Source organism: Psychrobacter sp. van23A, from assembly GCF_030845275.1.
Lineage (GTDB): Bacteria > Pseudomonadota > Gammaproteobacteria > Pseudomonadales > Moraxellaceae > Psychrobacter > Psychrobacter faecalis.
In genome coordinates, this window is the sequence record NZ_CP132595.1 from 3003772 (window position 1) to 3017265 (window position 13494).

Sequence of the window (13494 nt, forward strand, 5' to 3'; positions counted from 1 at the left end):
CAAGTGCTAAGTACAATAGTTAACGGTGCTTTTATTTGAATAAATATTTATTGATAACGGTGAGGTGAACGAAATCGCCGTTAACAAAAGATATATGCATCTGTTTAGCGTTTAACTGTAACGTCCTTTTACCATAACAAATAAGCAGCACTTTGTTAACGACTAGATGGTGTTGAATCGTGGCACAATCGTAACCACGACAATGCTTTAGCAGTTAAAATTCAACGTTTACCGGACAAGGTGTGCCCATATCTTTTAACTTTGACTACGACGACCGCTCCGAAAGACTTGGCTGTCCTCATAAAAGCTCGGCTGGACATTTTCTGCCCAATAGTGTGGCACGCCCAAAATGGGCAATGGCGACAGTTTGCGCGGGGACACATCTGGCTCTGATAATAACGCGTCCATATAATCGGCCACTTTTTGATCCAAATGATTGATACGCTCAGATAGCGACAAGGTAAAAAAATCTTGCGTGACATTTATCACGATACTATGGGCGCATAATGCTTTGCGTGGGTGCAGTAGCTTCTCTAACAGTGCATGACCAAAAATATAAACTGCTGCCTGAGCTTGTTTATTAAGTTGCTTTGGCTCGTCCCATTTGTCACGTGGTGCAACCAAACTTTCCTGCCAATCAAAATCAACCAATGCCTTACCGATACTAGACTCAGCGGTGACCAATATCGCGCCATTTTCATCAAAAACGGTAATGGTATCGCGGACACGGCCGCGACTGGCGCCAATACCTTGCTCCTTAATCTCAAGCATATGATAATAATTGAGCAGCGCTTTGGTCTTTGGAAAGGTGAGCCAAATACTACCGTTAAATAAATCATGCAAATTATCACGGGTCGGGATATTACCGGTGGTGCCGATAAAGCGCTCGTACGCTTCGCCTTCTGGCAGCTCATTTTGTGAAACGAATTTTAAGGTTTGGGCTTGATTGTTTAGCGCAGGTTTGGTTTGCGGTAATGACTGTTGTAAGGCGTCAGCATGCTTCTGTAATGCGGTATTCAAAACCTTGGCGATGATATCAGGCGTATGTTCGAGTTTTTCTGTCTGAGCAGGGTCATTTTTTAAGCCTCTTAGCTGGCTGATGCTTTTACTTATATAGCCTAACTGGTTTAAGTGACACAGCCACGACGCTTGCCAATCAATAGCAGCAAAGCTGTCATCAAGCGTGCTGGCGTATGCAGACGGGTTATTAATAGATGCATCAAAAGCAGTATTTCGATAAGGCTTGGCAGGTAAATCAGTGGCGGTCATATTGATTATCTCTATTAGACGACTGGCGTGGCTATGGTATCATGGAGCGCTTTTTTACAGCTAGACAAGCCGCTCGAAATACAGATTTCGTGCGCTATTTATTGATGAGTTTTTATGGCAAATTTTAACACCCACTTAAATGTTGCATTCATGGCAAGTGGTACGATGAGTCTTGCGGTTTATAAAGCAGGCTTGATTGATGATTCAGGGTTTTTGATGTGCGTGGCACTCGGCACTATCGGTGGGCTGCTGCCTGATTTGGATTCTGATAACTCGACGCCGATTAAGCTTGGGTTTAATATTACCTCGTTTATTTTTGCCTTTGGTCTGGTCATGCATTGGCGCAGTGAGCTGAGTTTACTGGCGCTGATAGCTTTATGGTTGGCGGGCTACGGCTTTATGCGTTATGTGGTATTTTCAATTTTTACCAATATGACCGTACACCGCGGCGTCATTCATTCGGTGCCCTACATGGCCATACTAGGGCTTGGAATGACCTACGTCAGCTACGATATTTTAGCCTTACCGCTAACTGTCAGTTGGTTTTATGGCTTGTTTTTATTCGGCGGCGCCATGGTACATTTGGCATTGGATGAGCTATATAGTGTGAATTTGTCCAATATGAAAATGAAGCGCTCATCGGGTACAGCGATGAAGTTTTATCAGCATAAAGATAAATGGTGGTATCTGCTCCTGTACGTCATCCTTGCGCTCTTGGTCTATTTTGCGCCGCCATTTGCTGAGTTTTGGCAGCAGCTGCGTGACCCCGAACCTTGGGCAAAGCTTAAACTGGGACTATGGCCAGAATTGATAAAAAACTGGCTCAATTAAAATTTATAGAACCGTTAAAAAATGAATAATACACGAGTAAATAATGTCAATTTCCCTACCAATCTGCCCTTGCCAAATTAACCCAGCCTCAAATGCTATTGGCGTACCGCTACTTTATCAAGATTGCTGCCAGCCTTATCATGACGGGCTTTTAAATAACGAAGCTGATAAAATTGACGGTGCAAAGCCAGACTCTGCTGAGCGTCTAATGCGGTCGCGTTATAGCGCCTTTGTCTTAGTTAAACCAGAATATATCGTCAAAACCACTTTGCCTGCGCAGCAAAATTTACTAGATATTCAGGCGATTGAGTCTTGGGCAAAAGAGACAGATTGGGCAGGATTAGAAATCATTACGCATACGCCAAAGCTAGGTAAACGCCATGCGCAAGTTGAGTTTAAGGCTTACTTTAATATCTCTGATAATAAAGATGACGGCATACAGGCGCATCATGAATTATCTGCCTTTGTAAAAGTAACAGACAAAGCGAACAACGATGCGCGTTGGTATTTCCTCGACCCGACTGTTTCTATGACTGTCACGCAAAAACAGCCGTGTATTTGTGGCTCAGGTGAAAAATTTAAGCGCTGTTGTGGCGCTTATATCTAACTGATATTTAATCAACGTTAAATACTTGCCACTCCTAAACACTCGCTCCAACCGCGCGTGCTACCGCAATTCCTTCTTCAATGGTTAAAAACTTACGCTGACTTGGACTGTCTTTATAAATAACATCACCTTCTTGGAATATTAAGCACTCATTGACCGCCAACTGTTGCCATTTTTCATTTTCAGTCAATGGCACGGTGACCAATATCGTCACTTTGTCGCTGTCGGTAGTCACATCACCAAAGTTAATGGCCAAATCATCATCTGCTAATTTTGCTTCGCCAAACGGTGCTTTGCGCGTGAGATAAAACAATAAGCTACCAGCATAAGCCAGCTGCCACCGACCGTTTGAGATTAGGCAATTAAACAAACCGTTGGCAGAAAGGTAGCGACATTGGGTGGTTAAAAAATTAAACAGCGTTTGATCATCTGGGCGGGTTTTAAAGCTGCTTTTTAGGCGATTGACCAAATAGCAAAACGCCATTTCAGAATCGGTGTTACCAACTGGCTGACAATGTGAGGCATTGCCATTGTCTTGCAGGCGCTGACAGCGTTTGATAAATTCGCTATTCATCTGCCCGTTATGGGCAAAAACCCACTGCTCGCCCCACACTTCGCGGACGAAAGGATGGGTATTGGCTAAGCAGTTCTGCCCTTGAGTTGCTTTACGGATATGGGCAATGACATTCATCGCTTTAATCGGATAATTATTCACCAAGTCGGCAACAGGTGATAAATGGCTTGGGCGATTGTCATGAAACAGTCGCAAACCAGTCGAAGCATTGGCTGTTTTATCATTATTGGCACATTCACTGCGCTCAAAAAACGCAATACCAAAGCCATCTTCATGACTGTCGGTCATGCCGCCGCGACGACGAAATCCTGCAAAGCTAAAGCCAATATCGGTTGGGGTATTACAGTTCATTCCTAAGAGTTGACACATTTATACTTCACCGCCGTTGTTGTCTTTTGCAGAATTTAAAGGAGGGTTTAGAGTAGCTTCTGATACTTCATCAAACATCTCATAAGGCGTGGCCCCATCGGTGTCAATATTCGCCAAAATACGCTGCGCATGCGCCAAATCCGTATCTTGTATCCACAGCACTATCCCAGAATTCATACCGGGCATGGCACTCAGCGGTTGCAGTGACACCGTAATGCCATTGTTACGCAGCAGATTGGCATGCAGCTCGCCTTGCATATTGGTATCGTAGCGCGCCAGTTTGTGCCAGTTATCAACTTGATCGGTCATGGGATTTGCCTTTATGGTTTTGATACAGGAATGGTCGAAAAATAACAATCTATGCCAATTGGTCGAGCGTATATTCTTTGATTGCAAAATCACTGCTATTACTTAATTTATCACGTGCTTGCTCAGCTTGGGTGATATTGCTAAAAATACCGATTATCTGAGTGCTTTTTTGCATCGCCGATTCATTATCTAACAATACAAAGACCGTATTTTGTTCTTTTTCAACATGTGACCAATGATAAGCCGCCAAGCGTTTCATCAGGTCAGGATTTTTGACCATGATGTTATCACCAGTCCGACCTTCGGTACGGTTATAGTGGATAACGTTTAAACGTAATAGCCAAAAAATCACCGCCGCCTTGGCGAGCATCACTGGTAAAGCGCGTTTTTCATCTTCGCCAAGCGCACGTTTCGACTCATAGCCTTGCAAAAAAGCCGCCATTTTACTGCGGTCAAAATTGACGGTTTCGCCTTGCTCGGCATCGCCCCACGTCGTACAAAAATCATTAATGGTAATGGCAATATCCATCACATAATGCTCAACGCTGACTTCGGTAAAGTCTAGCAATCCCGTTAAACGCGCTGCGCCTTTTTGGCTATTATTTAACGATAAGTCCCATAAGGTATTATCAGCGAACATGTCTAAATGACATAAGCCTTTTGGCAACGTCGCAAGCGGCAAATCTGAGTAAGCGCGCCAAATATCGCTCATGAGCTTGGCTTCGTCACCGGGCATAAACTGCATTTCACGGTCGCGTACTTCCGCCCATGGGTATAAAGGCACGCCATATTCTTCCGCAGGTTGCAGTGCTTGTAAGGTCTCATGCAGCATGGCTAAAGCGGCGCCAATCTCATAACACATCGCTTGCGTGGTTTGCTGTGGATGCGCGCCAGCCAAACAAGGTACGAGGGTAATTGCTTTATTATCATAGCGTATGACATAGCGTTTTTCTGCGCTATCAGCGCCTAAATCAAGCAATGCTAACGGCGCCGCTACTGGCAATTTACCATCCAATTGATTGAGGATAACCGCCATTTTTTCGATGTCTTCTGGTGGACGCTCTTCAAATAAGGTAAATACATAAGAGTGCGCGCCATCTACATCGTCAGTCGTCTGAATAAACCAGTTAGAGTTTTTGATACCTTGGGTAATCGGAATGGCACGCGCAAATGAGACGCCAAAACGCTGGCAAAAAGCGGCAAACTGGTCATCGGTTAACTGGGTATAGACGGACATGACATCTCACTTATGGCAATTAAAAGAAGGTAAATAGGATAAATATCGACGGTAATGACAGTGATTGTACCGCGCATGAGCAAACTTTGGTTAAAAGCATAATAATCTTGCGAAAAGCTGCCTGATATGGCGGCGATTTTGCTAGACTAGCGCTTACGGATAAATTGATTATAAGGTGAAAGACCCTATGTTAGCAAAGCGTATCATCCCTTGTTTGGATGTGGATAATGGCCGTGTGGTCAAAGGCGTGCAATTTGTCGATATTAAAGACGCCGGCGACCCTGTCGAAGTCGCTAAGCGCTATAACGAGCAAGGTGCTGATGAGATTACTTTTTTAGACATTACCGCGACCAATGATGATCGCGATACCACTTATCATACCGTTGAGCGTATGGCTGAAACCGTGTTTGTACCGCTCACAGTTGGTGGCGGTGTGCGTAAAATCGCTGATATTCGTAATTTGCTCAATGCAGGCGCGGATAAAGTAGCGATTAATTCAGCAGCGGTATTTACCCCTGAGTTCGTTGGGGAGGCGGCACAGAAATTTGGTAATCAATGTATCGTCGTGGCTATCGATGCCAAACGCGTTGCAGATATAATGGTTGATGGCATCATCATGCCGCGTTGGGAAATCTTTACTCACGGCGGGCGTAAACCAACCGGTATTGATGCCGTGGCTTGGGCAAGTAAAATGGCTGCTCTCGGCGCTGGCGAATTATTGGTGACCTCAATGGATGGTGATGGTACCAAAAAAGGCTATGATTTGGTCTTAATGCAGCAAATTACCAGCCGCGTAAATGTGCCGGTTATTGCTTCAGGCGGCGTTGGTAACTTGCAACATTTGGCCGAAGGCGTAATAGAAGGCGGCGTCGATGCCGTACTTGCGGCCAGTATTTTTCACTTTGGCGAATATACCGTGCAAGAGGCCAAAGCTTATATGGCCGCACAAGGCATACAGATGCGTCTTTAATCTTTAAGATTGCTAAAATATCAATGCCTGTGCAAAAAATGGTATCATAGCGCTACTTATTTATTTTTGTCAGTTAACTATTGAAAACAATCGAGATTTTACATAAAAATTTTGTTTTAAACGCTACTTACTCAAAGGATTTTCTTATGTCAAATTTACAACAGCAGCGCAATGATATTACCCATATCGATGGCAATTTACATCAAAACGAAGATGCGCGCATTGGTATCGTCGTCGGTCGTTTTAACGGTTTTGTCGTTGAGTCATTGGTAGATGGTGCAATCGATGCCCTACTGCGTCATGGCGTATTGGGTAGCAACATTACTGTGATTCGCGTACCGGGTGCGTTTGAGTTGCCACTCGTTGCTCAGCGCGCCGCTGAATCTGATCGCTTTGATGCCATCATTGCATTAGGCGCGATTATCCGTGGTAGTACGCCGCATTTTGATTTTGTCGCTAGCGAATCTGCCAAAGGTTTAAGCAGCGTTGCAATTGATTATAATATCCCTGTTGCTAATGGTGTATTAACCACTGACAGCATCGAGCAAGCGATTGAGCGCTCTGGTACCAAAGCCGGTAACAAAGGCTCAGAAGCGGCGATGGTGGTGCTTGAGATGCTAGCGGTTCTATCACAGCTAGATATTGCTGATGACTATGATAATAGTGATGACGCGTAATTAAGTCTTCATTTTATAAACGGTTATTTGTCATTTAAATGGCACTGCGGCTTATATCACCTTTGATATAGACCGCAGTGCCAATATGATAGTAAAAAGCACTATAAACAGTTCTATAAAACACCGTTTTAATATCCGACTGTCACAGCCTGCCAGTCGTCTACTATTTAACAACTTTTATACTATTTCTTACAACTTGCTGTCTTTGCCAAGCCTGTTATTTGCGCCAAGATAGATGTTTAAAATGATAGTTATTTAAAATTTAGGTATTGACCCCCTATGACTGACCAACTCAAGCGCGCCATTAACGCTGCACAAACCGCCCAAGCCAATGATGCACAAGCTGAAGCTACTCGTATCGCGAGCAGTAGTGCGGGTGAGCAAACCTTTGATATGAGTGAAACGACTTATAAGACTAGCCACACCGCTGTGCGTAAGGCTCGACGCTTTGCAATGCAAGGCCTATATGAGTGGTTGGTCACCGACCGCCGTTTTGATAAAGATGGTAAGCTTGGCTGGAAGGACAATGCGCCGCATGATATCGCTGCCCGTACGCGCGCGAGCAACGCCATGCATACCGTTCATATTGGCTACTATCATGAAATGATGCGCGATATTCCAGAGCAGATTGACGCTCTCGATGCGCTAATCAGTCGGCATCTTGATCGTGACATTGATAAATTGGACACTGTTGAACATGCTATTTTATTGATTGGGGCGTATGAGCTACAAAACCGCTTAGAGATTCCCTACAAAGTCGTGCTTGATGAAGCGATGAAGCTAAACAATCACTTTGGCGCTACTGACGCCCATAAATTAATTAATGCTGTCCTTGATAAAATGGCGATTGAATTGCGCGCGCTTGAAGTCGATGCCGATAGCAAAGCCAATCTGCGCACCTCACAAAAAGCGGCGACTCAAGCAAATGCTAAGCAGGCTGAAGTTCAATCTGCAGCTGTTGAAGAAGCTAGTGAAAGCACTGCTGAATCTGATATCGATAGTACGTCAACTGCAACTGCTTCAAACAAACCACGTATCAGTGCCAATAATGCCAGTGTTAAACGTAATAGCGCGAGTAAAGCGCTAGCGAATATTATGGACTATAAGATCAATAAGAAAAATGACGCCGCAAAAAATGAAGCGCCAAATAATATTGTTAATGACAAATCTGCAGAAGAAAGCGCTGTAGAAGAAAACACATCTACCAATGATGTTAGCTATGATGAGAATAGTGACGCAGCTGACGTAGGCTTACATGATTCAAACCTTGTTACTCCTAATGAAAACAATAAAGACTAGCCATGAACGAGTTTGAGCTGATTGAGCGTATATTTTCGCAAATGCAAGCTGCACCGTCATCGTCCAGCACTGCCGAAGCACGCAATGTCGAAAAAGGCATTGGCGATGATGCGGCAGTAATGAGCTTGCCTGTAGGTGCGCGCTTGGTTAGCTGTATTGATACCCTCGTTCAAGGGCGGCACTTTAGTGCTGATTGGAATGACGTAAACCAGTTAGCCTTTCAAATCGGCTATAAAGCGGTCGCGGTTAACGTTTCCGACATTGCCGCGATGGGCGCAACGCCGCATAGTATTCTATTGGCATTGGCCTTACCTGAGCGTTTGGCGAATGAGCAATGGCTGACTGAATTTGCTAAAGGTTTATTTCACGCCTGCCAGCTATTTGGTGTCACGCTTATTGGTGGTGATACCACGCGCAGTGATAACTTAGTGCTCAGTGTCAGCGCGCAAGGATTGCTTGATGCGGCTACGCCAGCTGTTTACCGCTCGGGCGCGCAAGTCGGCGATAAAATCTATGTTTCGGGGTCGCTTGGCGATGCTGCTTATGCGCTACAGCATCCTAATAATGCTATCGGTATTGAGCTTGCCCATCGGCTGCATATGCCAACGCCACGTATTGCCTTAGGGGCAGCAGTGGCGACAATTGGCGCAACTTCGATGATAGATATCTCTGATGGTCTGTATCAAGACCTTAGCCATATCTGTGAGCAAAGTATCATTGGTATGCGCATTCACCTTGAGCAGCTGCCTACCAGTAAAGCATTATCAAGCGTTGGTCTATCTGAGCGCTTATTATGTCAGTTGGCGGGCGGCGATGATTATGAGCTGGCTTTTACCTTGCCTGCCCATATCGAGCCACCGATTAATAATAATAGCGACACGCATGTCACCTGTATCGGTGAAGTCATAGCCGTAAATAAGACAGATGGTGCTAAAAATGTACAACCAGAGATTTTTTATCAAGGACAGCCAGTCACAGCGACGCATCCCGCCCCATTTCCTACTTGGCCCAATCTGACGGGTTACCAACATTTTGCAGGTTAACCCATGATTGATCACAACCTATCTAAGCCTGATATCCGACAAGCCAATGATTGCCCGCCTCTACCCGCCAATGCCAGTGCGCTTGATCGTTTGGTTTATTGGCTTGGTATCGGTCTAGGCAGCGGTCTGCCGCGCCGTGCACCCGGTACTTGGGGTACAGTTGGTGGATTAATAGTCGCTATACCGCTGCTTAGCTTAGGTTTTGTGCCGTTTTTGATGATTACTATTTTAGCTTGTTTCCTTGGTAATGCGATATGCGGTCGTACCTCAGAGCTGATGGGCGGTCACGATAATCCGCATATTGTTTGGGATGAGTGGGCTGGTATGTGGCTTACCCTACTGCCGCTGTCTTATATGGGTATCGCTAACGGCAGCTTTTGGCAAAATATCATCCAAATACCTACTATCGTAGCGATTATTATCGCCTTTATATTATTCCGCTTTTTTGACATTATTAAGCCGCCGCCGATTGGTTGGGCAGATAAAAAAGTCGCAGGCGGCCTCGGTATTATGCTCGATGATATTATTGCGGGAGTGATGGCAGCAGCCGTTTGGGTAATTATTTATACCTTTATCTTCTCTTTTACCTTTTAATCTTAAGCTTATCCTTTAAGCCTCAAATAAACGTTTTTACCATAAATACTTCTGCTTTATCGCCTTTTATATCGCTCACCTATTTAGCGGTTAGATTTTCTGAACGCCTGCTGTTTAATTTATATCTATAGACAGCTAATGTCATAATCAGTTTACAAAGATGTCACGACATAGCGTTTTGGTTAAATCGTAATTTGCGTTATAATTCAGAAGTATATTTTGTTACATTTGTAAGCTCTTTTTTAGGAATACTATGACAGCTCCTCTTTCAGTAATTATCCTCGCGGCTGGTAAAGGCACGCGTATGCAATCAGCCAAGCCAAAAGTGCTACAGACACTGGCTGGCAAGTCGTTACTCGGTCATGTGCTTGATACTTGTCATCAATTGACCGTTGATGACACCATCATCGTCCATGGTTTTGGCGGCGAGCAAGTGCAAGCAGATATTAATGAGCAATATGCGCATTTGCCGATTACGTGGGTTGCCCAGACTGAACAGTTAGGAACGGGCCATGCAGTAAAAGTCACCCTGTCCGAATTACCAAAAGAAGGCCAAAGTCTGATTCTCTATGGCGATGTGCCATTGGTCAGCTGCCAGACGTTAACAGCTTTAAAATCTGCCAATACTGACGGTATGTCAATGTTGACCTTGACGGTAGAAAATCCCTTTGGTCTCGGCCGTATCAAACGTGATAAAGACGGCAATATTGAAGCCATCGTTGAGCAAAAAGATGCCAGCGCCGATGAACAAAAAATCCAAGAGATTAATAGCGGTATTTACTGCGTTGATAATGCGTTATTGCATAAATATCTGCCGAAGCTGACTAACGACAATGCGCAAAAAGAATATTATCTCACCGATATCGTTAAAATGGCCGTCGCTGAAGGGATTAATATTGTCGCGATTGAGCCTGAGCATGGCTTTGAGATTGAAGGCGTCAATAACCGCCAGCAGCTTGCCAGCTTAGAGCGTACATGGCAAGGTAAGTTGGTTGCAGACTTACAAGAAGCTGGCGTGCAGTTTGCAGACCCTACTCGCGTCGATATTCGTGGTAGCTTGAGCGCAGGACAAGATGTATTCGTCGATGTGGGCGTGGTCTTTGAAGGTGATTGCGTCTTAGGCGATAACGTTTATATCGAAGCTGGCTGTGTGATTAAAAATGCGCACATTGGCAATGCCTGTCACCTAAAGCCGTACTGCGTCATTGACAGTGCTCAAATTGGAAACGGCGTCGATATTGGACCTTTCGCCCACTTGCGCCCTGATACTGTTTTGTCTAATAACAGTAAAGTAGGCAATTTTGTCGAGATTAAAAAATCGATTATCGGCCAAGGTAGCAAGGTCAATCATTTAAGTTATGTGGGTGATGCGACGGTTGGAACAAATGTCAATATCGGTGCGGGCGTGATTACCTGTAATTACGACGGCGTCAATAAATCGCAAACCATCATCGAAGACAATGCCTTTATCGGCTCTAACGCCAGCTTGGTTGCGCCAGTTACTATTGGTGATACCGCTACGGTTGCGGCAGGCTCAGTGATTACCAAAAACGTCGATGATAACGCCTTAGCCTTTGGACGTGCGCGCCAAACCCAGAAAGATGACTTTCAGCGTCCGACTAAAAAATAAAGGCGGCGCTGATAGTTAACTTGATAAAAATGATGGTAAGACCACTAAAGCAGTACGACAATGATTTGTGGTGCTGCTTATTTATATTTATAGATTAATGATTGTCCATGTATCAGTATCTTTCAAAATCACATGGTATGAGAACATAAAATTTAAGGAATAATTATGTGCGGAATCGTTGGAGCAGTTGCTGAGCGGAATATTGCCAATATCTTACTTGAAGGCCTTAAACGCCTAGAATACCGTGGTTATGACTCTGCTGGTCTGACGGTTATCCGTGATGGCGAGCTGCATCGTGAGCGCCAAGTGGGCAAAGTACAAGCGCTGGTCGATGCCGTCGCCGTCAATCCTGAATTTTTCGATGGTCATATCGGTATTGCACATACGCGCTGGGCCACGCATGGCGAACCTGCGCAGCGCAACGCTCATCCGCACGTATCTGGTAAAATTGCCGTGGTCCATAATGGTATCGTTGAGAACTATGCTGAGCTAAAAGAAGAGCTGATTGCTAAAGGCTACGAGTTTACCTCGCAAACTGATACCGAAGTCGTCGTCCATTTAATCAATGATATCTACAAAAATACGCCTGATTTACTGGAAGCTGTGCGTGCCGTTATTCCTTTATTACATGGCGCGTTTGCCCTTGGCATTTTGCACATTGATTGCCCAGACGAGCTGATTACCGTGCGTCTAGGTTCGCCTTTGGTCATCGGTGTAGGTATCGGTGAGAACTTTATTGCCTCTGATCAATTGGCGCTTTTGCCCGTGACCAATCGCTTTATGTATCTAGAAGAAGGCGATATCGCCAAATTAACCCGTAATAGTATTGAAGTTTATGCCGATGGCGTAAAAGTAAAACGTCAGATACATGAGATTGATGCCGCCCAGCATAATGCTGATAAAGGTGAATTTAAGCATTACATGCTTAAAGAAATCTATGAGCAGCCAGATGCAGTTGCCCGTACGATTGAGATGGCTTTAGATAGTGATGCGCCATCTAAGCTGCGCGATGACTTTTTGCAGCGTCATGAAGCACAGTTAAAAGGTATCAAGAACGTTCAAGTCATCGCTTGTGGGACCAGCTATCATTCAGGTTTGGTCGCGAAATATTGGTTTGAAAGCCTAACCCGTTTGCCGTGTTCGGTTGAGGTTGCTAGTGAGTTCCGCTACCGCAATCCAGTGGTCGTCGATGACACCTTGGTCATTTGCATCTCGCAATCGGGCGAAACTGCGGATACCTTATCGGCACTTCGTGATATTCAAAAGCACACGCCAGCAGGTCTCGTCAGCTTGGCTTTATGTAATGTACCGACCTCATCTTTGGTGCGTGAAACCGATATCTTTTTACCAACGCTTGCCGGCCCTGAGATTGGCGTTGCCTCGACCAAAGCCTTTACCACTCAGCTTGCCGCGTTGATGTTACTGGTGTTAAAAGTGGGTGTTGTACAAGCGCGTATGACAGGTGAAAAATTAACCACCTTGTTAGGCAAATTACAAGAGCTACGCGGGCAACTACATGCCAGCTTACAACTCGATGCGCCTATCAAAGTCATGAGTGAGCATTTTGAGTATAAGAAAAGCTGCTTATTCTTAGGTCGTGGCTTACAGTTTCCAATCGCCTTAGAAGGCGCGCTGAAACTAAAAGAAATCTCTTATATTCACGCAGAAGGCTATGCGGCAGGTGAGCTAAAGCACGGTCCATTGGCGTTGGTCGATAAAGACATGCCAATCGTGGTGCTCGCGCCAAAAGACAGTATGTTTGATAAGCTAAAAGCCAACATGCAAGAAGTACATGCGCGTCACGGTGAGCTGTTTGTATTTGCTAGTGAAGAAAGCAAGATGGTCGCAGAAGATAGAATGCACGTGGTTTATGTCCCCGAGGTTTGCGAGACGCTTGCCCCTATCGTTTATAGCGTACCTGTGCAACTGCTGTCTTATCATGTAGCAGTGATGCGTGGTACGGATGTCGATCAGCCACGTAATCTCGCAAAATCAGTCACGGTCGAGTAGGATAAGTGCTTGATTCTGAAAGCTTTTTATCTTAATATTGTATAACACTAAATGCTTTGCTGTCTAGTACCATAT

At 44.9% G+C, this 13494-nt stretch carries 13 protein-coding genes; 9 read left to right on the forward strand and 4 right to left on the reverse strand.

Annotated elements, in window-relative coordinates; genetic code table 11:
• Window positions 1–255: 255 nt before the first annotated feature.
• Window positions 256–1269, reverse strand: a complete 1014-nt coding sequence (locus RAH45_RS12780) for a DUF3025 domain-containing protein (protein ID WP_068408003.1) — start codon at window positions 1267–1269, stop codon at window positions 256–258.
• A 114-nt stretch (window positions 1270–1383) separates the two neighbouring features.
• Here RAH45_RS12780 and RAH45_RS12785 point away from each other — a divergent pair, with 114 nt between their 5' ends.
• Both RAH45_RS12785 and RAH45_RS12790 read left to right on the forward strand, forming a co-directional pair.
• Entirely contained in the window at window positions 1384–2100 is a 717-nt protein-coding gene (locus RAH45_RS12785; protein WP_068408001.1) for a metal-dependent hydrolase, read from the forward strand.
• Window positions 2101–2143: 43 nt separating this feature from the next.
• Window positions 2144–2707 (forward strand): YchJ family protein, encoded by a 564-nt coding sequence (locus tag RAH45_RS12790; protein ID WP_068407999.1) that lies wholly within the window; start codon window positions 2144–2146, stop codon window positions 2705–2707.
• Between the two features lie 34 nt (window positions 2708–2741).
• Here the strand turns inward: RAH45_RS12790 and RAH45_RS12795 are convergent, their stop codons facing one another.
• From RAH45_RS12795 to RAH45_RS12805, 3 genes are read right to left on the reverse strand one after another with little or no spacing between them, the layout of a single operon-like run.
• Window positions 2742–3650 (reverse strand): class II glutamine amidotransferase, encoded by a 909-nt coding sequence (locus RAH45_RS12795; RefSeq protein WP_068407998.1) that lies wholly within the window; start codon window positions 3648–3650, stop codon window positions 2742–2744.
• On the reverse strand, window positions 3651–3959 hold the full coding sequence (locus RAH45_RS12800; protein WP_227514998.1) for a hypothetical protein: 309 nt from the start codon (window positions 3957–3959) through the stop codon (window positions 3651–3653).
• A 49-nt stretch (window positions 3960–4008) separates the two neighbouring features.
• Window positions 4009–5196 (reverse strand): homoserine kinase, encoded by a 1188-nt coding sequence (locus tag RAH45_RS12805; protein ID WP_068407996.1) that lies wholly within the window; start codon window positions 5194–5196, stop codon window positions 4009–4011.
• Window positions 5197–5383: 187 nt separating this feature from the next.
• On the opposite strand from RAH45_RS12805, the gene hisF reads away from it, so the two are divergent.
• The 7 genes from hisF (at window position 5384) to glmS (ending at window position 13419) form a co-directional block, all read left to right on the forward strand.
• A complete protein-coding gene (gene hisF, locus RAH45_RS12810) occupies window positions 5384–6166 on the forward strand; it encodes an imidazole glycerol phosphate synthase subunit HisF (RefSeq protein WP_068407994.1) in 783 nt (260 codons plus the stop codon).
• 146 nt (window positions 6167–6312) lie between these two features.
• Window positions 6313–6843, forward strand: coding sequence for a 6,7-dimethyl-8-ribityllumazine synthase (gene ribE / locus RAH45_RS12815; RefSeq protein WP_068407989.1), 531 nt, complete (start codon window positions 6313–6315; stop codon window positions 6841–6843).
• A 279-nt stretch (window positions 6844–7122) separates the two neighbouring features.
• The gene (gene nusB, locus RAH45_RS12820; protein WP_082894382.1) at window positions 7123–8142 is read left to right on the forward strand and encodes a transcription antitermination factor NusB; all 1020 of its coding nucleotides are present in this window, start codon (window positions 7123–7125) and stop codon (window positions 8140–8142) included.
• A 2-nt stretch (window positions 8143–8144) separates the two neighbouring features.
• Window positions 8145–9185, forward strand: coding sequence for a thiamine-phosphate kinase (gene thiL / locus RAH45_RS12825; RefSeq protein WP_068407983.1), 1041 nt, complete (start codon window positions 8145–8147; stop codon window positions 9183–9185).
• A gap of 3 nt (window positions 9186–9188) precedes the next feature.
• A complete protein-coding gene (locus RAH45_RS12830; RefSeq protein WP_068407981.1) occupies window positions 9189–9779 on the forward strand; it encodes a phosphatidylglycerophosphatase A family protein in 591 nt (196 codons plus the stop codon).
• A gap of 253 nt (window positions 9780–10032) precedes the next feature.
• A complete protein-coding gene (glmU, locus tag RAH45_RS12835) occupies window positions 10033–11409 on the forward strand; it encodes a bifunctional UDP-N-acetylglucosamine diphosphorylase/glucosamine-1-phosphate N-acetyltransferase GlmU (protein ID WP_068407979.1) in 1377 nt (458 codons plus the stop codon).
• Between the two features lie 165 nt (window positions 11410–11574).
• The gene (gene glmS / locus RAH45_RS12840) at window positions 11575–13419 is read left to right on the forward strand and encodes a glutamine--fructose-6-phosphate transaminase (isomerizing) (RefSeq protein WP_306495338.1); all 1845 of its coding nucleotides are present in this window, start codon (window positions 11575–11577) and stop codon (window positions 13417–13419) included.
• The last annotated feature ends 75 nt before the right edge of the window (window positions 13420–13494 follow it).